At 71.6% G+C, this 21,870-nt stretch carries 14 protein-coding genes; 9 read left to right on the forward strand and 5 right to left on the reverse strand.

Annotated features, from left to right (window positions below; all coding sequences use genetic code 11):
* Positions 1-5: 5 nt before the first annotated feature.
* The 4 genes from F603_RS0105730 (at position 6) to F603_RS0105745 (ending at position 5,336) form a co-directional block, all read left to right on the forward strand.
* Positions 6-488: a DUF742 domain-containing protein gene (locus F603_RS0105730; protein WP_019545056.1), complete on the forward strand. Its 483-nt coding sequence runs from the start codon at positions 6-8 to the stop codon at positions 486-488.
* 79 nt (positions 489-567) lie between these two features.
* The gene (locus F603_RS0105735) at positions 568-1,122 is read left to right on the forward strand and encodes a GTP-binding protein (RefSeq protein WP_245600720.1); all 555 of its coding nucleotides are present in this window, start codon (positions 568-570) and stop codon (positions 1,120-1,122) included.
* Between the two features lie 269 nt (positions 1,123-1,391).
* Positions 1,392-2,627, forward strand: coding sequence for a styrene monooxygenase/indole monooxygenase family protein (locus F603_RS0105740; protein WP_019545058.1), 1,236 nt, complete (start codon positions 1,392-1,394; stop codon positions 2,625-2,627).
* An 897-nt stretch (positions 2,628-3,524) separates the two neighbouring features.
* Positions 3,525-5,336, forward strand: a complete 1,812-nt coding sequence (locus tag F603_RS0105745; protein ID WP_019545059.1) for a hypothetical protein — start codon at positions 3,525-3,527, stop codon at positions 5,334-5,336.
* A gap of 49 nt (positions 5,337-5,385) precedes the next feature.
* Here the strand turns inward: F603_RS0105745 and F603_RS0105750 are convergent, their stop codons facing one another.
* Positions 5,386-5,886 carry a MarR family winged helix-turn-helix transcriptional regulator gene (locus F603_RS0105750; RefSeq protein ID WP_019545060.1) on the reverse strand — a complete coding sequence of 167 codons (501 nt, stop codon included), beginning with the start codon at positions 5,884-5,886 and terminating at the stop codon, positions 5,386-5,388.
* A 311-nt stretch (positions 5,887-6,197) separates the two neighbouring features.
* Here F603_RS0105750 and F603_RS0105755 point away from each other — a divergent pair, with 311 nt between their 5' ends.
* On the forward strand, positions 6,198-7,049 hold the full coding sequence (locus tag F603_RS0105755; RefSeq protein WP_019545061.1) for a lysozyme: 852 nt from the start codon (positions 6,198-6,200) through the stop codon (positions 7,047-7,049).
* A 108-nt stretch (positions 7,050-7,157) separates the two neighbouring features.
* Here F603_RS0105755 and lon read toward each other — a convergent pair whose 3' ends face one another.
* On the reverse strand, positions 7,158-9,602 hold the full coding sequence (gene lon / locus F603_RS0105760) for an endopeptidase La (RefSeq protein ID WP_019545062.1): 2,445 nt from the start codon (positions 9,600-9,602) through the stop codon (positions 7,158-7,160).
* Positions 9,603-9,806: 204 nt separating this feature from the next.
* Here lon and F603_RS0105765 point away from each other — a divergent pair, with 204 nt between their 5' ends.
* From F603_RS0105765 to F603_RS0105780, 4 genes are all read left to right on the forward strand, one after another.
* Positions 9,807-10,547 carry a spermidine synthase family protein gene (locus F603_RS0105765; protein WP_019545063.1) on the forward strand — a complete coding sequence of 247 codons (741 nt, stop codon included), beginning with the start codon at positions 9,807-9,809 and terminating at the stop codon, positions 10,545-10,547.
* 149 nt (positions 10,548-10,696) lie between these two features.
* The gene (locus F603_RS0105770) at positions 10,697-11,464 is read left to right on the forward strand and encodes a response regulator transcription factor (protein WP_019545064.1); all 768 of its coding nucleotides are present in this window, start codon (positions 10,697-10,699) and stop codon (positions 11,462-11,464) included.
* A 5-nt stretch (positions 11,465-11,469) separates the two neighbouring features.
* Positions 11,470-12,828: a sensor histidine kinase gene (locus F603_RS0105775; RefSeq protein ID WP_019545065.1), complete on the forward strand. Its 1,359-nt coding sequence runs from the start codon at positions 11,470-11,472 to the stop codon at positions 12,826-12,828.
* Between the two features lie 226 nt (positions 12,829-13,054).
* The gene (locus F603_RS0105780) at positions 13,055-16,897 is read left to right on the forward strand and encodes a multifunctional oxoglutarate decarboxylase/oxoglutarate dehydrogenase thiamine pyrophosphate-binding subunit/dihydrolipoyllysine-residue succinyltransferase subunit (protein WP_019545066.1); all 3,843 of its coding nucleotides are present in this window, start codon (positions 13,055-13,057) and stop codon (positions 16,895-16,897) included.
* Positions 16,898-17,213: 316 nt separating this feature from the next.
* On the opposite strand, the gene fxsT is transcribed toward F603_RS0105780, so the two are convergent.
* From fxsT to F603_RS0105795, 3 genes are all read right to left on the reverse strand, one after another.
* Entirely contained in the window at positions 17,214-20,219 is a 3,006-nt protein-coding gene (gene fxsT / locus F603_RS0105785) for an FxSxx-COOH system tetratricopeptide repeat protein (protein WP_019545067.1), read from the reverse strand.
* Positions 20,220-20,289: 70 nt separating this feature from the next.
* Positions 20,290-21,483: an aKG-HExxH-type peptide beta-hydroxylase gene (locus tag F603_RS0105790; protein WP_019545068.1), complete on the reverse strand. Its 1,194-nt coding sequence runs from the start codon at positions 21,481-21,483 to the stop codon at positions 20,290-20,292.
* A 34-nt stretch (positions 21,484-21,517) separates the two neighbouring features.
* Positions 21,518-21,745 carry a hypothetical protein gene (locus F603_RS0105795; protein WP_019545069.1) on the reverse strand — a complete coding sequence of 76 codons (228 nt, stop codon included), beginning with the start codon at positions 21,743-21,745 and terminating at the stop codon, positions 21,518-21,520.
* Between the last annotated feature and the right edge of the window lie 125 nt (positions 21,746-21,870).

Raw genomic sequence — 21,870 nt, forward strand, 5'->3', positions numbered from 1 at the left:
CCCCCATGTCTTCCATACCGGGGCCCTCCGACGGAGGGCACACCGAACCGGCCACCGGCGGTACCGCCTCGGGCGGTGGCAGCGGCGAGAAACCGGCGAGACTCCCCGTGCGCGGCGCGCGTTCGGGGAAGGCGAAACGCGTCCGGCCGTACGCGCTCACGGGCGGGCGCACCGAGTACGGCCACGTCCTCCTCGTCGAGACCTTCGTCGCCGCGATCGAGGCGCCGGAGTCCTTCCCCGAGCTCACCTCGGGCGGCCTGCACGAGCGGGTGTTGCCCGAGGCACGCGCCATCGTCGAGCTCTGCCGGCGGATGCGCTCCGTCGCCGAGATCTCGGCGCTGCTCCAGATGCCGCTCGGCGTCGTGCGAGTGCTCCTGAGCGACCTCGCAGACCAGGGGAAGGTCCGCGTCTACGGCACGGGGCACGGTACCGACCGACCCAATCGCGCACTGCTGGAAAGGGTGCTCAGTGGACTTCGCAGGCTCTGACCGTCACGAACGCCTCGATGGGCAGGCGGCCTTCAGGGGCGAGAGCCCCGGCGAGGAGACGGCGGACTGGCAGCGCGACCTGAGTCGGGCGCCGATCTCCACCAAGATCGTGGTGGCGGGCGGTTTCGGCGTCGGCAAGACCACCTTCGTCGGCTCCGTCTCCGAGATCGAGCCGCTGACGACCGAAGCCCTGATGACGCAGGCGAGCGAGGGGACCGACGACCTCGGCCCGACGCCGGAGAAGATGACCACCACGGTCGCCATGGACTTCGGCCGCATCACCCTCGCCGACGACCTCGTCCTCTACCTCTTCGGCACGCCGGGCCAGCAACGGTTCTGGTTCATGTGGGACGACCTCGTCAGGGGCGCCATCGGCGCCGTGGTGATGGCGGACACGCGACGGCTGGAGGACTGCTTCCCCGCGCTCGACTACTTCGAGAGCTGCGGGTTCCCGTACGTCGTCGCCGTCAACCACTTCGAGGGCACCGACCGTTACGAGGCGCCCGACGTCCGCGAGGCGCTCTCCGTCCCGCCCGAGGCGCCGATCGTGATCATGGACGCGCGGGAGCGGTCCACGGTCCTCGACTCGCTGCTGGAACTTGTCGGGCACGCGGTGGAGGTCGCTCCCGCGTGACCCCCGGCGGGCGGCGCCGAGGCCCACCGCGGGCCGCACGCCTCTTACCGCTCCTCCCGTACGCCGCGGCCGCGGCCTTACGGTGCCCCGGCCCCGCCTTGTCCGGCGGTCCCCGGCGCACCCGACGGCCGCCCCGCAGCGGCGAGTTGCGGTTGCGCTGAGCACAGCCGGGGCAGTCCGCCGTACCCGTGCGATCACGGTCCCGGGGCGCCGCACCCCGGGGCGCCCCGTCAGCCACCCAGCCACAGCAACCCAGAAAGAGATCCGGCATGCGGAAGATACTCATCGTCGGCGCGGGCCAAGCAGGTCTGCAACTCGCCCTCGGCCTCCAGTCGCACGGCTACGAGGTCACCATCATGACCAACCGCACCGCGGACGAGGTGCGCGGCGGCCGGGTGATGTCCACCCAGTGCATGTTCCACGACGCGCTCCAGCACGAGCGGGACCTCGGCCTCAACTTCTGGGAGGACCAGGCGCCGAAGATCGGCGGCCTCGGGGTCTCCGTCGCGGGACCCGACTCCTCGCGCCCCGTCAACTGGCTGGGCAGGCTGAAGGACGGCTACGCGCAGTCGGTCGACCAGCGCGTCAAGATGGCCGGCTGGATGGAGACGTTCGCGCAGCGCGGCGGCCAACTCGTCATCCACGGCGCCGCCGTCGGCGACCTCGACTACTTCGCGCGCCGCTACGACCTCGTCCTCGTCGCCGCGGGCAAGGGCGAACTCGTCTCGATGTTCGGCCGGGACGCCACACGCTCCCCGTACGACGCCCCCCAGCGTGCGCTCGCCGTCGCGTACGTGCACGGCCTCGGGCCGCGGCCCGAGCACCCGGAGACCGAGGCCGTGCGCTGCAACCTGGTCCCCGGCGTGGGCGAGCTCTTCGTGATGCCGAGCGTCACCAACTCCGGGCGCTGCGACATCCTGTTCTGGGAGGGCATCCCCGGCGGGCCGATCGACGCCTTCCAGGGCATCAAGGACCCGTCGGAGCACCTCGCCAAGACCCTTGAGCTGCTGGAAAGGTTCACACCCTGGGAGTACGCGCGCGCCACGAAGGTGGAGCTCACCGACGCGGGCGGCACCCTCGCGGGACGGTACGCGCCCACCGTGCGGAACCCGGTCGGACGGCTGCCCAGCGGCGGCCTGACGCTCGGCGTCGCCGACGTCGTCGTCGCCAACGATCCGATCACGGGCCAGGGTTCGAACTCCGCCTCCAAGTGTGCCGCGGTCTACCTCCAATCGATCCTCGACAACGGCGACAAGCCGTTCGACGAGGCATGGATGCAGGCGACCTTCGACCGCTACTGGGCGCAGGCCCAGCACGTCACGAAGTGGACCAACGCCATGCTCGCGCCGCCGCCCGAGCACGTCCTCCAGCTCCTCGGCACGGCCAACGAACTCCAGCCGATCGCCGACCGTTTCGCCAACGGATTCAACGACCCCAGCGACTTCGAGGAGTGGTTCTTCGACCCGGAGAAGGCGCAGTCCTACCTCGACGCACTGACGGCCTGAGCCACGTGCGAGGGGCACCCACCGCGGCGGGCGCCCCTCGCACCCGCCGCGACCGAGGCGGGACGACGGGCCGTCCTGGGCGTGCCCGCCGTCCCGCTCGGCGTCCTTGGGCGCCTGCCGGGTGAGCAGCCCGCCGGTGCGTCCAAGGGGTTCGGTGTTCGGGCGCGCCGCGGTCGTTGCGCGGGGCGCCCAGCCGCTGACGGGCTTGCGCGACCGGGAGTTCAGCGTGCGCCGTACGAGGTGCGGCCTCCTTCCGGTTCCCGGCGGCGCTCCCGGACGGGCGGCCGTGCGGGGCTGTGCGCCCGCCGGGGTGCCGGGACGGCCGGTCCCCTGGCTGTCCCGGCATCCGGCGGCGTCGCGGCGCGCGCCGGCACGACGCCTGGCGGTGGTGCGGATGGAGCGCGTGCGGTGGAGCCGAGTCGACACGGTTCTGAGCGCCTCGGTCGTACGGGCGAGAGAGCGCTCTCACAAGAAGTGCACGTTACGAACGTGTTTGAGACGTGTCAATACACCTTGCAGGAAAGCCCAGTTGGGCTCACGAGTTGAACCTTCACCTGTCGAGAAATGCCCCTTTGAAAGGGTTCTGACGGCCCCGCCCCGAACCGCGCTCCTGACTGCTGAACCCACCCGGCCTCCGGAAGCTCCGTCGCCCTCCCTTGACAGCCTCCTCCGGTGCGTCTAGAAGTAACCCCGGCGAGAGAGCACCCTCATGCGTCGACGGATGCGCAGCGAAGGGTGGTCCACAACTCCCGTGCCACCGGGCGCCGATGGCGCGCGCGGGCACGCGGCCGCACCTGCACCGAGTCGACCGCGCGGCGCCGCGGCGCCGCACCAGCAGCGCCGGCCGCGGCACCGCCGCGGCCGTCCGACTCCCCCCACGTGACAGGAGAACTCGCCATGGGTAGCAGCAACCCCGACGGCAGATCCGCACGCGACGGCGCCGGTTGGCGCCCCTCTCGCCGCGCCGCCCTCACGGGTCTCGCCGCCGCGGCGCTCACGCCCGTCGTCGCCGGCAGCGCCCTCGGCGCCGCAGGACGCTCCCCCGCCCCGCGCGCAGCCGACCCCGACCTCGGCCCGCACGTCCACGTCTTCGACCCCGCCACCCCTGCCTCCGAGATCCAGGCGGCGCTCGACTCGGCCTTCGACACCCAGGAGCGCAACCAGTTCGGCACCGAGCGGGTGGCCTTCCTCTTCAAGCCGGGCACCTACACCGGCGTGGACGCCAACGTCGGCTTCTACACGCACGTCGCCGGGCTCGGTCTCAGCCCCGACGACGTGGTGCTCGAGGACAGCCACGTCCGCGTCGAGGCCGACTGGTTCGACGGCAACGCCACGCAGAACTTCTGGCGCGCCGCGGAGAACTTCCACCTGGTGCCCCGCGACGGAACCAACCGCTGGGCCGTCTCCCAGGCGGCACCGCTGCGCCGGGTGCACGTCAGCGGCGACATGACGCTCTGGAACGGTTACGACGGCTGGTCGAGCGGCGGGTTCCTCGCCGACAGCCGGGTCGAAGGCGCGGTGGTCTCCGGCAGCCAGCAGCAGTGGCTCACCCGCAACAGCACGCTCGGCGAGTGGGCGGGCTCGGTGTGGAACATGGTCTTCGTCGGCGTCGAGGGCGCCCCGCCGCACCACTTCCCCGACCCCTCGCACACCGTCGTCGACACCGCGCCCGTCCTCCGCGAGAAGCCGTTCCTCCACGTCGACGGGGCGGGCGCCTGGCAGGTCTTCGTGCCGGCGACGCGGACCGATTCCGCCGGCACGTCCTGGTCGGGCGGCGGCGCCGCGGGCGAGTCCCTACCGCTCGAGGACTTCCACATCGCGCGGGAGGGCGACTCCGCCGCCGACCTCAACGCGGCGCTCGACGCGGGCAAGCACCTGCTCGTCACCCCGGGCGTCTACGAGATCGAGGAGCCGGTGCGCCTCACCCGCGACGGGACCGTCGTACTCGGCATCGGGCTCGCGACCTTCGTGCCGCAGGGCGGGGTCACCGCGCTCACCGTGGGGGACGTCGAGGGCGCCACCGTCGCGGGCATCCTCATCGACGCGGGGACCACCAACTCGGAGACGCTCATGGAGGTCGGCACGGGAAGCGGCGGCGGCAGCGCCTCCCGCCCCACGGCGCTCCACGACGTCTTCTTCCGGATCGGCGGCGCGCACGCGGGCAAGGCCACCACCAGCCTCGTCGTCAACAGCCCCCACACGATCGGCGACAACCTCTGGCTCTGGCGGGGCGACCACGGCTCGGGGATCGGCTGGGAGACCAACACGGCGGAGACCGGGCTCGTCGTGGAGGCCGACGACGTCACGATGTACGGCCTCTTCGTCGAGCACTACCAGAAGACCGAAGTGGAGTGGAACGGCGAGCGCGGCCGCACCTACTTCTTCCAGAACGAGTTCCCCTACGACCCGCCGGACCAGTCCTCGTGGTCGGACGGCGGGACCAACGGCTACCCGGCGTACCGCGTCGCAGACGGCGTCACGACCCACGAGGCATGGGGCCTCGGCAGCTACTGCAACTTCACCGACGACGAGTCCGTCGTCGCCGAGCGGAGCTTCGTGGCGCCGGAAGGGCCCGGCATCGACTTCACCGACATGGTGATCGTCTCGCTCGGCGGCAAGGGCACCATCAACCACGTCATCAACGACCTGGGCGGTCCCGCAGGGCCGACGGAGAACGACGGCATCTTCTACCTGACCAGCAACCACTGAGCGCGTCCGCGGCCGGCGCCCGCAGTGGCCCGGCCGCGGACCGCCCGGCTCAGCCGGCGTCCTCGCCGTCCGCGTTCAACCGGTGGAGCAGGCGCGCCAGTTCGGCGATCTCACCGCGCTCCCAGGAGCCGAGCCTGCGCGCGTACTCGGACCGCCTGAGGCGCCGCACCCGCGCCACGCGCGCGCCGCCCTCCTCCGTCAGCTCCAGCAGCGCCGCCCGGCCGTCGAGCGGGTCGGGGCGCCTGCGGACGAGCCCGAGGCGTTCGAGCGCGGAGAGCTGCCTGCTGATCGTCCCCTTGCCGACGCCGAAGTACCAGGCGAGCGCCGTCGCACGCTGCGGGCCCGAGGCTTCGAGCCGGACGAGCAACCCGTAGGCGGCGGGCTCCAGTTCGGGGTGCACCTCTCTCGCCATCTCGGCCGACTCCGAGCGCGCCCGGCGGAGGAAGAACGTCAACTCCCGCTCCAGCGCGTAGTACTCGGGGGCGAACGGCTCGCCGCCCGCTTCCGGTTGCCCCTCGCCCGCCGCACGGCGGACGTCGTCCTCTGTCACCCGTAACCGCTCCCCTTGCCCGCCGCTCTCCGCCGCCTTCCGCCGGGGTCCTCGCCCGGCAGGGGCGCCTTCACCGGCGAAAGTTTCTGTCGAAACTCGCGATTGTCGCAGCTCTGGCCGGAGTTCCACAGGAATAGACCAACGGCGGGGTTCCTGCTCCTTCCCGCCCGGGGTCTACGCGCGTACTTTGACGAATGACATGCTCGCGCCATTCGCGTGTCGATACATCTGCACCTCCTTGCACAGCCTTACGCTCCACTGACCCCCACATCTTCAGATTTCCCCACCGTCAAGGCATCCCGGAGGCAGACATGTCTGTTCACCGCTTCCTGACGCTCCGTCGCAGACGCGGCGCCGCAGCCGGAGCACTCTTCGCAGCGCTCGCACTCGTCCTCACCCTCCCGGGCTCGGCCGCCGCCGCGTCCCAGAGCAGCGGCTCCGCACCGATCAAGCCGGGCGAGGCGTGGCTCGGCGCCGGCGTCCAGATGCACGAGGGCGGTGACGACACCGACGGGCGCGCACCCAGCGCCAGGGCGGCGACCGTCGAGGGCGTCGACGTCAGCAGTCATCAGGGCAACGTCAACTGGAGCGCTCTCTCCAACAGCGGCGTCCAGTGGGCCTACGTGAAGGCGACGGAGAGCACCAACTACAAGAACCCGTACTTCACGCAGCAGTACAACGGCTCGTACAACACGGGCATGATCAGGGGCGCGTACCACTTCGCCGTCCCCAGCAACTCCAGCGGCGCAGCACAGGCCACCTACTTCGCGAACAACGGCGGCGGGTGGAGCAAGGACGGCAAGACGCTCCCGGGCGTGCTCGACATCGAGTACAACCCGTACGGCGCCACCTGCTACGGGCTGAGCCAGTCCGCGATGGTCAACTGGATCAAGGACTTCAGCAACACGTACAAGTCGAAGACCGGCCGCGACCCGGTGATCTACACGACCACCGACTGGTGGAAGCAGTGCACGGGGAACAACGGCGGCTTCGGCAACATCAACCCGCTGTGGGTCGCGCGGTACGCGAGCTCGCCCGGCGCCCTGCCGAACGGCTGGGGCTTCCACACCTTCTGGCAGTACACCTCCTCGGGCCCGATCGTCGGCGACCACAACCAGTTCAACGGCGCCTACGACAGGCTGAAGGCGCTCGCCAACGGCTGACGCGCCCACTGCACCACGGGGCGCGCACCGGGCGGAGCTTCCCGCCCGGTACGCGCCCGCTGCGGCACGGGCGGCCCGGCAGGCCGCCCGCCGCACCGGCCGCGTCCGTCACGCCGCGACCGGGACCTCGTGCGCCGGCGGGGCCGACGACTCCGCCGGCGTCAGCGCGAGTTCGAGCACCTGCCTGACCTCGGTCACCGGGTGCACGTCGAGTCCTTCGAGGATCTCCTCGGGGACGTCGTCGAGGTCGGGCTCGTTCCGCTGCGGGATGATCACCGTCGTGACCCCGGCGCGGTGTGCGGCGAGCAGCTTCTGCTTGACGCCGCCGATCGGCAGCACCCGCCCCGTGAGGGAGACCTCGCCCGTCATCGCCACGTCGGGGCGCACCTGGCGGCCGCTGAGCAGCGACGCGAGCGCCGTCGTCATCGTGACGCCCGCGCTCGGACCGTCCTTGGGGACGGCGCCTGCGGGGACGTGGAGGTGGATGCCGCGGTCCTTCAGGTCGCCCACGGGCAGCTCGACCTCGACGCCGCGGGAGCGCAGGTAGGAGAGCGCGATGTGCGCCGACTCCTTCATCACGTCCCCGAGTTGGCCGGTGAGGGTGAGGCCCGACGCGCCCGTCTCGGGGTCGGCGAGCGACGCTTCGACGTAGAGGACGTCGCCGCCCGCGCCCGTCACCGCGAGCCCGGTGGCGACACCCGGCACGGCGGTGCGCCGCTCGGCCGGGTCCTGTGCCGACTCGGGGGTGTGGTGCGGCCGTCCGATGAGCTTGCGCAACTCGTCGACGCCGACGCGGTACGGCAGTTCGGCGCGGTCGAGCTCCCGCTCCGCCGCAACCTTGCGGAGCACCCGAGAGACGGCCCGCTCCAGGCTCCGGACGCCGGCCTCCCTCGTGTACTCGGCGGCGAGCTTGCGCAGCGCCGCCTCGTCGAAGCCGACCTCTTCCGCGACGAGTCCGGCCTGCTCCAGTTGGCGGGGAAGCAGGTGGTCACGTGCGATCGTCACCTTCTCGTCCTCCGTGTACCCGTCGAGCTGGACGACCTCCATGCGGTCGAGGAGCGGCTGCGGGATCGCTTCGAGGACGTTCGCCGTCGCGAGGAAGACGACGTCGCTGAGGTCGAGTTCGACCTCCAGGTAGTGGTCGCGGAACGTGTGGTTCTGGGCCGGGTCGAGGACCTCCAGGAGGGCGGAGGAGGGGTCGCCCCGGTAGTCGGCGCCCACCTTGTCGACCTCGTCGAGGAGGACGACGGGGTTCATCGAGCCGGCCTCCTTCACCGCGCGGACGATCCGCCCCGGCAGCGCGCCGACGTAGGTGCGCCGGTGTCCCCTGATCTCGGCCTCGTCCCGCACACCGCCGAGCGCGACCCGTACGAACTCGCGGCCCATCGCCCGCGCGACGCTCTCGCCGAGGCTCGTCTTCCCGACCCCTGGCGGCCCCACGAGCGCCAGCACCGCACCGCCGCGCCGCCCGCCGACCACGCCCAGCCCGCGCTCCGCGCGGCGCTTGCGGACGGCGAGGTACTCGGTGATGCGCTCCTTGACGTCCTGGAGCCCTGCGTGGTCCGCGTCGAGGATCCCGCGGGCGCCGGGGATGTCGTAGGCGTCCTCGGTGCGGACGTTCCACGGGAGTTCGAGGACCGTGTCGAGCCAGGTGCGTATCCAACTGCCCTCGGGGGACTGGTCGCTGGCGCGCTCCAGCTTCTCGACCTCCTTGAGGGCGGCCTTGCGCACCTCCTCGGGGAGGTCGGCCGCCTCCACCCGGGCGCGGTAGTCCTCGCCCTCGTCCTCCGGCTCGCCGTTGAGCTCGGCGAGCTCCTTGCGGACGGCGTCGAGCTGGCGGCGGAGGAGGAACTCGCGCTGCTGGCGGTCGACGCCCTCCTGCACGTCCTTGGCGATCGACTCGGCGACGTCCTGCTCCGCGAGGTGCTCGCGCAGCGCGGCGACGGCCTGGCGCAGCCGCTCCAGCGGGTCGAGCGTCGTCAGGAGCGTGCGCTTCTGCGCGGCGGTGAGAAACGGCAGGTATCCGGCGTTGTCCGCCAACGCGCCGACGTCGTCGATCTGTTGCACACGGTCGACGACCTGCCAGGCGCCGCGCTCCCGCAGCCATTGCGTGGCGAGCGCCTTGTACTCCTTGACGAGCTCCGCCGCCTCCTCCGGAGGGGGCTCGGGGAAGACGGAGTCGAGCTCCCGCACCTCCGCGGTGAGCAGGGACTCGGCGCTCTCGGCCACCGCCGGGACGCGTACGCGGCGCAGCGCGCGGATGAGCGCACCCGGGTCGCCGCCGGCGAGCCGGCCGACCTGCTCGACGCGGCCCACGACGCCGATCTCCCCGTAGGCGACCGCCCCTTGGCCGCCTTCGGCCTCGTGGACCCGCGGCACCAGCACCACCTCGGGCTTCCCGGTTCCTGCGGCCTCCCTCGCCGCCTCGACGGCGGTGCGGACCTCCTCCTGCGACAGGTCCAGCGGGACCACCATCCCCGGCAGCACGACCTCGGTTTCGGGCTGGCCGAGCGGCACCACGGGCAGGGTGAGCGGTGTGGACATCGAAGCCATGATCTCTCCCTAGGCAGGCAAGTTGAGCTATACCCACTCAATGACGAGAGGCCGGGAGATGTTCCCCGGAGCGTGTTCGCCGTGAGCGATCACCGGGTCCGCAGCACCGCGCACCCCCGGAGAACCCCTGCGGACGTCGCGGTGTTCCGCCCGGCGTGCGGCGCCGCTGGACCGTACGCGGCAGTAGTGCCGAGGATGGCGGCCATGGACACCGCGTACCCGCATCCCGCGCCGCCGCTGACCCTCGACCGCAGGGACGGGCCGTACGGCGAGGTGGTGCTGCGCAGGCGCGGCGAGGTGCACGAGATCATCGCCAACGGCTGCTTCCTCATGGACAGTTCGGACGGCCGCTCCGAACGGCTCCTCGTCCGCGCCGCGCTCGCCGAACTCGGTGAGCGTCCGGACCCGACGCTGCTGCTCGGCGGCCTCGGCGTCGGCTTCTCGCTCGCCGAAGCGGCGGCGGAGCCGCGCTGGGCGCGCCTCACGACCGTGGAGCGGGAGCCGGCGATCGTCGAGTGGCACACCGCGGGCGACCGGCCGCTCGCCCCCGTGACGGCGCAGGCGCTCGCGGACCCGCGGACCGAGCTGGTGGTGGGGGACCTCGTTGCGTATCTGCGGGGCGACCGCCTTGCAGGAAGCGGGAGTTGGGGCGAGACTGCCGGCGGCGGTACCGCCTCCCCCGTCTTCGACGTCATGGCGCTCGACATCGACAACGGCCCCGACTGGACCGTCACCGAAGGCAACGCCGACCTCTACACCCCCGAGGGACTGGCGCTCTGCCGGGAGCGGCTCGCACCGGGAGGCGTCCTCGCCGTGTGGTCGGCCCGGCCTTCGGCGGCCTTCGAAACGGCGATGCGGAATGCCGGGTTCGACCGCGTAAGGACGGATGAGGTGCAGGTCGCCCGAGGCGTCCCGGACGCCGTCCACTTCGGGCGCCGAGCGTAGCCCGTTGTCAACCCTGGGGCCTACGCTGCTCCCTGCGAGCAGCTCGGGGTGGCCGTACACCCGGGGACGACGAGGTCGCCGCTGCCCGCAGAAGACGCAGACACAGCAGACACGTTGACGACAGCCGCGGGGCAACGCAGGGGCGGGCAATGGACCACAGGAACACCACACAGACGACCGGCGGACCGGCCTCCGCCAACACACCGGGCGCACAGCGCCGCATACTCGTGGTGGAGGACGACCCCACCATCTCCGACGCCGTGACACGCCGCCTGCGCGCCGAGGGCTTCCAGGTACAGACGGCCGCCGACGGCCCCGCAGCCGTCGAGGCCGCCGAGGCGTTCGAGCCCGACCTCCTCGTTCTCGACGTCATGCTGCCGGGCTTCGACGGGCTGGAGGTCTGCCGCAGGGTGCAGTCCCACCGCCCCGTCCCGGTGCTGATGCTGACGGCGCGCGACGACGAGACGGACATGCTCGTCGGCCTCGGCGTCGGCGCCGACGACTACATGACCAAGCCCTTCTCGATGCGCGAGGTCGCCGCTCGCGTGCACGTGCTGCTGCGCCGGGTGGAGCGCGCCTCGCTCGCCGCGCACACCCCGCGCAGCGGCATCCTCAGGCTCGGCGAGCTGGAGGTCGACCACGCGCAGCGCCGCGTCCGCGTCTCCGGCTCCGACGTACACCTCACGCCGACCGAGTTCGACCTGCTGATCTGCCTCGCCAACTCCCCGCGCGCCGTGCTCTCCAGGGAGCAGCTCCTCGCCGAGGTGTGGGACTGGGCCGACGCCTCGGGGACGCGCACCGTCGACAGCCACATCAAGGCGCTCCGCCGCAAGATCGGCGCCGACCGCATCCGCACCGTCCACGGCGTCGGGTACGCGCTGGAGACACCGACGGCGGCCGCGCAGGCCGACGGCTGAGCACCATGCCCGAGGAGACGACGGCCGAACGCGGCAGCGCACGCCCCCAACACCCGCTCCTCGCCCGCGTCTTGCGGGTGCGCGCCGGCGCGGGCCGCGGGGCGGAGCGGATACGCGGGCGACTGCGCTCCAGACGGCTGCGGCTGCGCAGCCTGCGCCTGCGCAGGCTGCGCGCCCTCCAGCACGGCGATCCCGCGGACTGCACCGCGGCACAGCGCGTGCTGCGCTCGTTGCAGTACCGCTTCGCGTACGCGGGGGACCGCCTGTGGGAGGGGCTCCGCCCGCTCGACCCCTATCGTTCGATCAAGGCCGCGCTGGGTTTCCTCGTGATCGTCTCGGTAGCGATCACGACGCTGCTCGCGCTCTTCGCCGTCCACTCGGCGACCGAGCTGCGCGTGATCACGATCATCTCGATCATTGCCTCGCTCCTGGTGACCCAGTTCGTCGCGCAGTCGCTCACCGCCCCGCTCGACGAGATGAAGGACGCGGCGCGCTCGATGGCGCACGGCGACTACTCGCGCCGCGTCGACGTCACGCGCAGGGACGAGTTCGGGGAGCTCGCCGACACCTTCAACCGCATGGCGGCCGACCTGGAATCGGTCGACCAGCACCGCAAGGAGCTCGTCGCCAACGTCTCGCACGAGCTGCGCACGCCCATCGCCGCGCTGCGGGCCGTGCTGGAGAACGTCGTCGACGGCGTCTCCGACGCGGACCCGGAGACGATGCGGACCGCGCTGGCCCAGACCGATCGGCTCGGCCGCCTCGTCGCGCACCTGCTCGACCTCTCGCGGCTCGACAACGGCGTCGTACCGCTGCACGCGCGCCGGTTCGAGGTGTGGCCGTACCTCGCGGGCGTGCTGAAGGAGTCGAACATGAGCAAGGGGCCCGGGCACTCCCGTACCGACGTCCACCTCCATCTCGACGTCTCGCCACCCGAACTCGTCGCCTATGCGGACGCCGAGCGGCTGCACCAGGTGGCGGCGAACCTGATCGACAACGCCGTGAAGCACAGCCCTCCGCACGGCCGCGTCACGGTGCGCGCCTACCAGGGCGAGACGGACGGCAGCCTGGAGGTCGAAGTCCTGGACGAGGGGCCCGGAATCCCGGAGGAGGAACGGCAGCGCGTCTTCGAACGGTTCAGCCGGGCCAAGGGCGCCCAGGCCGCGGTCCGCGGCAGGAAGAGCGAGGGGCGGACGGAGCAGCGGGGCCAGGGCGCGGGCGACGGCGGGACGGGACTCGGGCTCGCGATCGCGCACTGGGCCGTCGACCTGCACGGCGGCCGGATCAGGGTGGCCGAGTCCGAGATCGGGTGCCGGATACGGGTGAGCCTCCCTGGAGAACCGCAGGCCGCGCGTGTGACGTAACCTCGATCATGGGCACGGCAGTCGGCGGTGACGCAGCGGCGTCGCCGACGGTTCCTGTTCCGAGCGAAACCGTGGGTGATTCCCGTCGTATTCGATGCTGAAACTGAGCGTTGGATGTGACGTGTATGACCAACAGGCAGCCCGGACTGCACCAACCGGCCCGGAAGGCGTAGCCTTTATTCCCGCTGTCCACCACCCGAGGAAGCGGAAGAGGGCGGTTGCCGCCGTGTCGTCTCAGTCCCCTAACAGCTCCAGTCTCTCGGCCGAAAAGGCCGGTCAGGGTCAGGCTCCTGCCGACCCGGCCGCTGCGTTCGGCACCAACGAGTGGCTCGTCGACGAGATCTACCAGCAGTACCTCCAGGACCCGAACTCGGTAGACCGAGCCTGGTGGGACTTCTTCGCCGACTACAAGCCGGGCGCTTCGGACGCCCAGGCCCCGAAGAGCACGGCGGCCCCACAACCAGCGAGCCCACAGCCGGCGCAGGCCGCTGCCCCGGCTCCGGCCCAGCCCGCAGCCCAGCCGGCGGCACAGCCCGCGCCGCAGCAGCAGCCGCAGCAGAGCGCACCGGCGCCCGCGCAGCCGGCGAAGCCCGCGCCGCAGCCGAAGCACGCCAAGCCGGCCGCGGCGCCCGCGGCCCCGCAGCCGAAGCAGGACGAGCAGAAGCAGGACGAGCCGGCGCCCGAGGGCCCCGAGTACGTCCAGCTCCGCGGCCCGTCGGCGGCCGTCGCGAAGAACATGAACGCTTCGCTGGAGCTGCCGACGGCGACCTCCGTCCGCGCGGTCCCCGTGAAGCTGCTCTTCGACAACCGCATCGTCATCAACAACCACCTGAAGCGGGCGAGGGGCGGGAAGGTCTCCTTCACCCACCTCATCGGCTACGCCATGGTGCAGGCGATGAAGGCGATGCCCGCGATGAACCACGCGTACGCCGAGAAGGACGGCAAGCCGACGCTGGTCAAGCCCGACCACGTCAACCTCGGCCTCGCGATCGACCTCGTCAAGCCCAACGGCGACCGCCAGCTCGTCGTCGCGGCGATCAAGAAGGCGGAGACGCTCACCTTCTTCGAGTTCTGGCAGGCGTACGAGGACATCGTCCGCCGGGCCCGGAACAACAAGCTGACGATGGACGACTTCTCCGGCGTCACCTGCTCCCTCACCAACCCCGGCGGTATCGGCACCGTCCACTCGGTGCCGCGGCTGATGCCGGGCCAGAGCGTGATCATGGGCGTCGGCGCCATGGAGTACCCGGCCGAGTTCCAGGGCACCTCGCAGGACACCCTCAACCGCCTCGGCGTCTCCAAGGTGATGACGCTGACGAGCACCTACGACCACCGGGTCATCCAGGGTGCGGCCTCCGGCGAGTTCCTGAAGATCGTCGCCAACCTCCTCCTCGGCGAGGACGGCTTCTACGACGACATCTTCAAGGCTCTGCGCATCCCGTACGAGCCCGTCCGCTGGATGCAGGACATCGACGCCTCGCACGACGACGACGTCACCAAGGCGGCGCGGGTCTTCGACCTGATCCACTCCTACCGGGTCCGCGGCCACATCATGGCCGACACCGACCCGTTGGAGTACCACCAGCGCAAGCACCCCGACCTCGACATCAACGAACACGGGCTCACCCTCTGGGACTTGGAGCGCGAGTTCGCCGTCGGCGGCTTCGCCGGCCAGTCGATGATGAAGCTGCGCGACATCCTCGGCGTCCTCCGCGACTCGTACTGCCGCACCACCGGCATCGAGTACATGCACATCCAGGACCCGAAGCAGCGCAAGTGGATCCAGGACCGGGTCGAGCGCACCAACGCCAAGCCGGAGCGCGAGGAGCAACTCCGCATCCTGCGCCGGCTCAACGCGGCCGAGGCGTTCGAGACCTTCCTCCAGACCAAGTACGTCGGTCAGAAGCGCTTCTCGCTGGAGGGCGGCGAGTCCGTCATTCCGCTCCTCGACGCGGTGATGGACGCCGCGGCCGAGGCCCGGCTCGACGAGTGCGTGGTCGGCATGGCGCACCGCGGGCGGCTCAACGTCCTCGCCAACATCGTCGGCAAGCCGTACGCGCAGATCTTCCGGGAGTTCGAGGGGAACCTCGACCCGAAGTCGATGCACGGCTCGGGCGACGTCAAGTACCACCTCGGCGCCGAGGGCACCTTCACGGGACTCGACGGTGAGCAGATCAAGGTCTCGCTCACGGCCAACCCGTCGCACCTGGAGGCCGTCGACCCGGTCGTGGAGGGCGTCTCGCGCGCCAAGCAGGACATCATCGGCAAGGGCGGCACCGACTTCACCGTCCTGCCGATCCAGCTCCACGGGGATGCGGCCTTCGCGGGCCAGGGCGTCGTCGCCGAGACGCTCAACATGTCGCAGTTGCGCGGCTACCGCACCGGCGGCACCGTGCACGTCGTCATCAACAACCAGGTCGGCTACACGGCACCGCCCGAGTCCGCGCGCTCCTCGATGTACTCGACCGACGTCGCGCGGATGATCGAGGCGCCGATCTTCCACGTCAACGGCGACGACCCGGAGGCCGTCGTCCGGGTGGCGCGGCTCGCCTTCGAGTACCGGCAGGCGTTCAACAAGGACGTCGTGATCGACATGCTCTGCTACCGCAGGCGCGGTCACAACGAGGGCGACAACCCGAAGTTCACGCAGCCGCTGATGTACAACCTGATCGACAAGAAGCGCTCGGTGCGCAAGCTCTACACCGAGTCGCTCATCGGGCGGGGCGACATCACGCTGGAGGAGGCGGAGCAGGCGCTCCAGGACTTCCAGGGCCAGTTGGAGAAGGTCTTCACCGACGTCCGCGACGCCACCGCGTCGCCCGCGCCGGCCGAAGTCCCCGCCCCGCAGGCGGAGTTCCCCGTGCACGTCGAGACGGCCATCAGCCAGGAGGTCGTCAAGCGGATCGCCGAGTCGCAGGTGAACATCCCCGAGCGGATCAGCGTCCACCCGCGGCTGATGCCGCAGCTCCAGCGCAGGGCGCAGATGGTCGAGGACGGCACGATCGACTGGGCGATGGGCGAGACCCTCGCCGTCGGCTCGCTGCTGATGGAGGGCACGCCCGTCCGTCTCGCCGGCCAGGACTCCCGGCGCGGCACCTTCGGCCAGCGCCACTCCGTCCTCCTCGACCAGAACACCGGCGACGACTACACCCCGCTCCTCTACCTCTCCGAGGACCAGGCGCGGTTCAACGTCTACGACTCGCTGCTCAGCGAGTACGCCGCGATGGGCTTCGAGTACGGCTACTCGCTCGCCCGTCCCGACGCGCTCGTCATGTGGGAGGCGCAGTTCGGCGACTTCATGAACGGCGCGCAGACGGTGATCGACGAGTTCATCTCGTCGGCGGAGCAGAAGTGGAACCAGACCTCCGGCGTCACGCTGCTCCTCCCCCACGGCTACGAGGGCCAGGGTCCCGACCACTCCTCGGCGCGGATCGAGCGGTTCCTGCAACTGTGCGCGCAGAACAGCATGACCGTCGCCATGCCGTCGCTGCCGTCGAACTACTTCCACCTCCTGCGGTGGCAGGTGCACAATCCGCACCACAAGCCGCTCGTCGTCTTCACGCCGAAGTCGATGCTCCGGCTCAAGGCGGCGGCGTCGAAGGCGGAGGAGTTCACCACCGGCGGCTTCCGTCCGGTGATCGGGGACTCGCTCGTCGAGTCGGGCACGGTGGACCCGGCCGGCGTCCGCAAGGTCGTCTTCTGCTCCGGCAAGGTCTACTACGACCTCGACGCCGAGCGGACCAAGCGCGGCGTCACCGACACGGCGCTCGTCCGGCTGGAGCGGCTCTACCCGCTGCCCGGCAAGGAGATCCAGGCGGAGCTTGCCAAGTTCCCGAACGCCCAGAAGTACGTCTGGGCGCAGGAGGAGCCGGCGAACCAGGGCGCGTGGCCGTTCATCGCCCTCAACCTCGTCGACCACCTCGACCTGATCATCGGCTCCGAGCCCGTCCCGGACGCCGACCGCCTGCGCCGGGTCTCCCGCCCGTCGTCCTCCTCCCCCGCCGTCGGCTCCGGCAAGCGGCACGAGCAGGAGCAGGCACAGTTGCTCACGGACGTCTTCGAGCTGTGAGGGCTCGGCCTTGAGTTGAGCCCGTGAGTGGGGCCGCCGCGCCTGCGGCGGCCCCACTTTTCGCTTGTCCAGGGACCGGGCTGCGGCACATGGGACTTCGCACCGCCGCCGAGCCGGGTCAGGGTGCAATCGACCGTCTGCAAGAGGCAGTTGGCCACGGCAGCAGTGCGCGCCACGAGAGAAGGCAGTGGCCATCGGGAGCCTTCGAGTCGTGAGACGTTGCTCGTGGTGCTCCCCCGCGCGGTCCTCACCGCTACGGTGACGGGCACGCCTCCGCGACTCGAGACCACCCGCGAGGGCGCGTCGGCGCCCGTCCTCACCCCAGGTAAGCCTCGAAGTTCCAGTGCGGGCGCATGCGTTGGCGGGCGCTGAGGGTGTGCGGGTGCTGGGCGCCCATGGTGCGGGTGAGGCGTTCGAGGGCGTCCTCCTCGAGCTTGCCCGCCTCGGTGCGTTGGCGGAGGGCGCGGAGGTCGGCGGCGAGGGCGATCTGGGACGAGAGCGTCAGCGGGTGGTCGTCGCCGAGGACTTGGCGGGCGCGGCTGAGGGTGTTGCGGCTCAGCTCGGCTGCCTCGTCGAGGTCTCCGATGATGTTGTGGCCGCCTGCGGCGTTGAGGGCGCAGCCGAGCGTCCACGGGTGCTCCTCGCCGAGGAGGACGGCGAGGCCGCTGTACGCCTGCTTGAAGAGGGCGACCGCCTCGTTGCGCGCCCCCTCCGCCTGGAGGAGCAGGCCGACGTTGCTCTGGAGCCCTGTCGCCACCGGGTGCGCGGGGCCGAGGAGTTCGCGGAAACCGCTCTCGGCCTCGGTCAGGAGGTCGCGGGACTCGCCCAGGTCGCCGTGCTCGCGGAGGAAGTTGCCGTAGTCGTTGGCGACGATGAGCGCTTCGAAGTGGGTGCGCCCGTGCACCTGACGGCGGCGCTCCAGCAGCCCCGCGAGCTGGCCCGCCGTCTCGCTGCGGTCGAGCCCGGCGCGGTAGCGGCAGAGCGCGAGGTGGTGGCGGGCCCACAGGGTCTGCGGGTGGTCGGCGCCGAGGACCTGGAGGTGGAGGCGCATGCCCTGCTCCTGGCGCGCTGCGGCCTCCCGGAAGCGGCCGAGGAGGCGCAGGTCGAGGGCGCAGGAGTTGCCGGAGTGCAGGGTCGCGGGCGCGCGCTCGCGCAGCACCTCCTCGCGCTGGCGCAGGACCTGCTTGTCGACCTCGTACGCCTCTTGGTAGCGCCCGAGGAAACGGAGCGAGAAGGCGACACTGTCCCTGGCGACGAGCGTGTTGAAGTCGGCGGGCCCGAGGATGCGTTCGGCGTCCTCCAGGCACTGGAGCTGCTCGTCGAGCGCCTCCTGGTAGCGGCCGAGACTGCGGTAGTCGGCGGCGAGGGCGCTGCGGGCGAAGTTGAGGGAGTACTCGTCCACCGGTGTGGCCGACTGGAGGTCCTCGAAGAGCGCCTGGTCGAGCTCGTAGGCGCGGTGGAAGTCGCCGCTCTCGCGGAGGATGGCGCCCTGCTGGCTGGTGAGCTGCATCCAGAGGCGGTCGTCCCCGGGGACGACGCCCGTCCAATGGCGGCGTACGCGGTCGGCGAGCTGGCTGCCGGAGATGTACTCGCCGCTCCGCAGGCAGTACCGGAGACAGTTGACGACCGTCTCGCGGACCCGGGGGTTGCGGGAGTCGAGGGCGCCCGAGGGCTCCAAGTGCGCGCGGATCTCCGCGTACTTGGGCCACGAGCGGCTGTCGAGCGCGTTGCCCGGGTCGGCCCTGGCGAGAGCGCGGCGTACGGCCCTGCGGTACTCCTCGCGGTTGTCGTCGGAGGTGAGGCGGCTGATGATGCTGTGCACGACGCGGTGCATCCGGACCGTCTCGCCACCGCGGTCGTCGTCCGACAGGTTCTGTCGCTCGTCGACGTCCCTGCGGAGTACGCAGAAGTTGACGAGGGTGTCGATGGCGCGCGCCCACCCGGAGCCGTCCCGCGCGACCCACCGAAGCTGCTCGGGGAGTTCGGCCTCCGGAACCTGGCGGACGAGTCCGAGCGGGATGCGTCCCGGCGCGAACGCCGAGCAGAGGGCGAGGAGTTCGACGGTGCGGGGCTGCTCCCTGCGCAGCCGGTTGATCAGTATGGACCAGGAGGTGAGCGAGGACTGCGGATACTCGCTCGGGGTGTCCGGGTGCGGCATCGCGTGGTACGGGCGCTCGCGGACCATCGAGAGGTACTCGTCGGCCTGCATCCCGGACTCGCCGAGCAGCGCGGCGGCCTGGACGAGCGCGAGCGGCAGGTCCTCGAACTCGACGGAGACCCGGTCGGCCTCCTCGGCGGTGAGGTGCGAGGCCCGGCGCATGAGGAAGCCGGTGGACTCGGCGCGCTGGAACCCGGGGACCTCGAGCTGATCGACCAGTTGGGACCAGGAGCGGTAACGGGAGGTGATCAGGACATGCCCCTCGCCCTGGGGGAGGATCTGTTCGGCGCCCTCGACGTCGTCCCAGCCGTCGAAGACGACGAGCCAGCGGCGGTACGGCTCGCCCGTGCGCAGCGTCTCGCGGAGCGCCCTGATGCGCTCGCCCGGGCCGCCCGTCTCGGCGGTGATGCCGAGCCGGGGGGCGAGTTCGCTGTACCGCTCGCGGAGGCTGCTGCGGGTGTCGGCGGGCACCCACCAGACGACGTCGTACTGCGGCCGGAAGCGGTAGGCGTACTCGGCCGCGAGCTCGGTCTTCCCGATGCCGGGCATGCCGACGATCGCGCAGGCGGCGGTGTCGCGCACGGCGTCGGAGAGCCGGTGCTGAAGGGTGTTGAGGAGGTCGTCCCTGCCGGTGAACTGGTGGTTGCGGCGGGGCACCGCGCCCCAGACGGGCGGGGGGTCGCCGGGGAAGCGGAGCGCGCCGGGGCGCGGGCGCGGGCGGCCGTCGGGGAGTTCGAGGCGCTCCAGAAGACGGTGCACGGCCTCTTCCTCGCCGATGCCGTAGAGCTCGGCGGGCCTGAGGACCGAAGTGGCCGCGGGGAGGGGCTGGTCGGTGAGGTGGACGGCGGCGAACCTGTGGCGGTTCTCCGCGACGAAGCCTCGCAGCACCCCGTCCCACTCGCCCTCGGGGCGGGGGCCCAGCTCGAAGAACCACTCGTTGAGGACCAGCAGGACACGGCCCTCGGAGAGGAGGAGGTCGCCGAGGCCGCGTTCGAGCGGTTCGTCCCTGGGAGGGTCCCAGCGCTGCATGTTGACGCTGTGGCCGCGGCTCTCCAGCGTCTGGTAGATCCAGGTGGCCCACTGACGGTAGTAGCCAGGGAAGACGACGAGGACGTGCTCGGGGCCCTGGGCCTGCGCGCTCTTCGGCTTCGGCTGAGCGTTCATGCGCCGCTCTCCCTCGGTGCGTTCGGCGGCGGTCCGTCACCGGGCCAACCAGCGGGAAGATTACCGTAGGTCACGTGGCGATGACAGTCTCCGGGAGAGCGACCCGTGCGGGACGTCGCCGCCGTAGGCCACGGCCGAGCCGAGTATGCCTCAGCACCATGCCGCGCACGAACTGCCGTCCCTCGTAGGTGAGTTCATTGGAGTCTCGGAGCTGCGCCAGCGTCCGGGCGGTCTGCTGCCACGCCTCGTGACTGCACGGTACGGCGGCCGCGCGCGCGGTTGGTCCCGTCGCGAGGCGGTGCCAGAGTTCGGCGAGGGCGAGGTGCGCGAACGTTCCCTGGAGTACCGCCTCGACGGGGCGCGGATCGCTCCGCCAGCCGACCTCGTACCGCTCGTGGTTCCGGGCGGTGTGGAGCGGGCGGAGGACGTCGAGGAGGGCGAGCTTGGTGTGCTGTACCTCGTGGACGAGGACGGCGGCGAAGGAGTACGCGTCGGCGGGCAGCGTGGTGAAGACGGCGCCGGGTGCGGCGCGCAGCGTCATGCTGGAGTGGCCGCCGCCGTGCGGCGGTTCTGGGAGCGGGAGTACGCACTGGAGGAGCGAGCGGACCTCGGCTCCGCCCTCCGCGTCGACGGCCGAGAGCACGCCGAGCGCGGCACCGAACCTGGCCGACCAGGTGCGCCTGTCGGTGCGTACGCCGGTGGGCGTGCCGTCGGCCGTGTGGAGCGGCTCGACGTCGTCGAGGCGGGCCGCTGCGCCGGGGAGCCTGCGCGGCCGCACCGCGGCGCGTACGTGCGGGAGCGTCAACTCGCCGCCGGGCGCGGCGAATCGACCGAGCCCGGGGAGCACGGCCGAGTCGCTCGGCGGCGCGAGCCGGTGCACGGCGGGCACGCGGGCGGCGACGGCGGCGGCGCAGGCGATCTCACCGAAGCCGGCCGGTGCGGACGCACCGGGCCTTTCAGGCGCCGAGAGGGCGGCGGCGAGCCGGAGGCCGACCGTGGGATAGAGGAGGACTCGCCGCACGGCCGCCGGGTTCCGCTGCTCGGCCGCTTCGAGGAGGCGCCAGGCCGCGGTGAAGTGCGGGGACGGTGGCCCGAGTTCGGCGGTGCGCTCCCACAGGGCACGGAGCAGGACGAGCCTGCGGTGGTGGAGGAGTCGACGGAGGAGGGCCCGGTCGGCCGGCTGCGCGGCGCCGGCGCCGGCGCGCAGGTGGAGGCGCGGGTCGCCCTGCGGCGCGCTGCGGCGGGGCGTGGGTGCCGCAGGCACGGTCAGGACCCGGCCCTGGTGGGGGCCGACGGCGTCACGTGCCGGGGAGCGGGTTGGGGTTGGGGTCGGGGTGGTTGTTCCAACCGCCGTGCTCCGCGGCCGGGTTGGCGAGCACGTGGTCGACCGCCGCTGCGAGGCCGGGGAGTTGGGCCCGAGGGGTCAGACGCAGGGTGCGGAGATCGACGCCGGAGAGGTCGGGGAGCGGAGGCGCGGTCCCGGGGAACTCTCCCCCGCCGACTGCCGTTTCCGTGTCCTTCGCCATCCTCGCCTTCCCTTTCAGCGGTCGCCGACGGCCGCTGCTGCCAAGGCCCCCGCGGCTGTTGACTTCTTCCCCCCCACACCAGATGAGAAAACCCGTTCGGCCGGGCGCGGGCCCCCGCCTCGGGC

Origin of the sequence: Streptomyces sulphureus DSM 40104 (assembly GCF_000381025.1) — a bacterium.
GTDB classification, from domain to species: Bacteria; Actinomycetota; Actinomycetes; order Streptomycetales; family Streptomycetaceae; genus Streptomyces; species Streptomyces sulphureus.

Bases quoted from the DNA above. Each gene is read 5' to 3' on its own strand.
- F603_RS0105755 (WP_019545061.1), top strand. From the start codon at position 6,198: ATGTCTGTTCACCGCTTCCTGACGCTCCGTCGCAGACGCGGCGCCGCA.
- F603_RS0105770 (WP_019545064.1), top strand. From the start codon at position 10,697: ATGGACCACAGGAACACCACACAGACGACCGGCGGACCGGCCTCCGCC.
- F603_RS0105745 (WP_019545059.1), top strand. From the start codon at position 3,525: ATGGGTAGCAGCAACCCCGACGGCAGATCCGCACGCGACGGCGCCGGT.
- lon (WP_019545062.1), bottom strand. From the start codon at position 9,602: ATGGCTTCGATGTCCACACCGCTCACCCTGCCCGTGGTGCCGCTCGGC.
- F603_RS0105795 (WP_019545069.1), bottom strand. From the start codon at position 21,745: ATGGCGAAGGACACGGAAACGGCAGTCGGCGGGGGAGAGTTCCCCGGG.
- F603_RS0105765 (WP_019545063.1), top strand. From the start codon at position 9,807: ATGGACACCGCGTACCCGCATCCCGCGCCGCCGCTGACCCTCGACCGC.
- F603_RS0105775 (WP_019545065.1), top strand. From the start codon at position 11,470: ATGCCCGAGGAGACGACGGCCGAACGCGGCAGCGCACGCCCCCAACAC.
- F603_RS0105730 (WP_019545056.1), top strand. From the start codon at position 6: ATGTCTTCCATACCGGGGCCCTCCGACGGAGGGCACACCGAACCGGCC.
- F603_RS0105740 (WP_019545058.1), top strand. From the start codon at position 1,392: ATGCGGAAGATACTCATCGTCGGCGCGGGCCAAGCAGGTCTGCAACTC.
- fxsT (WP_019545067.1), bottom strand. From the start codon at position 20,219: ATGAACGCTCAGCCGAAGCCGAAGAGCGCGCAGGCCCAGGGCCCCGAG.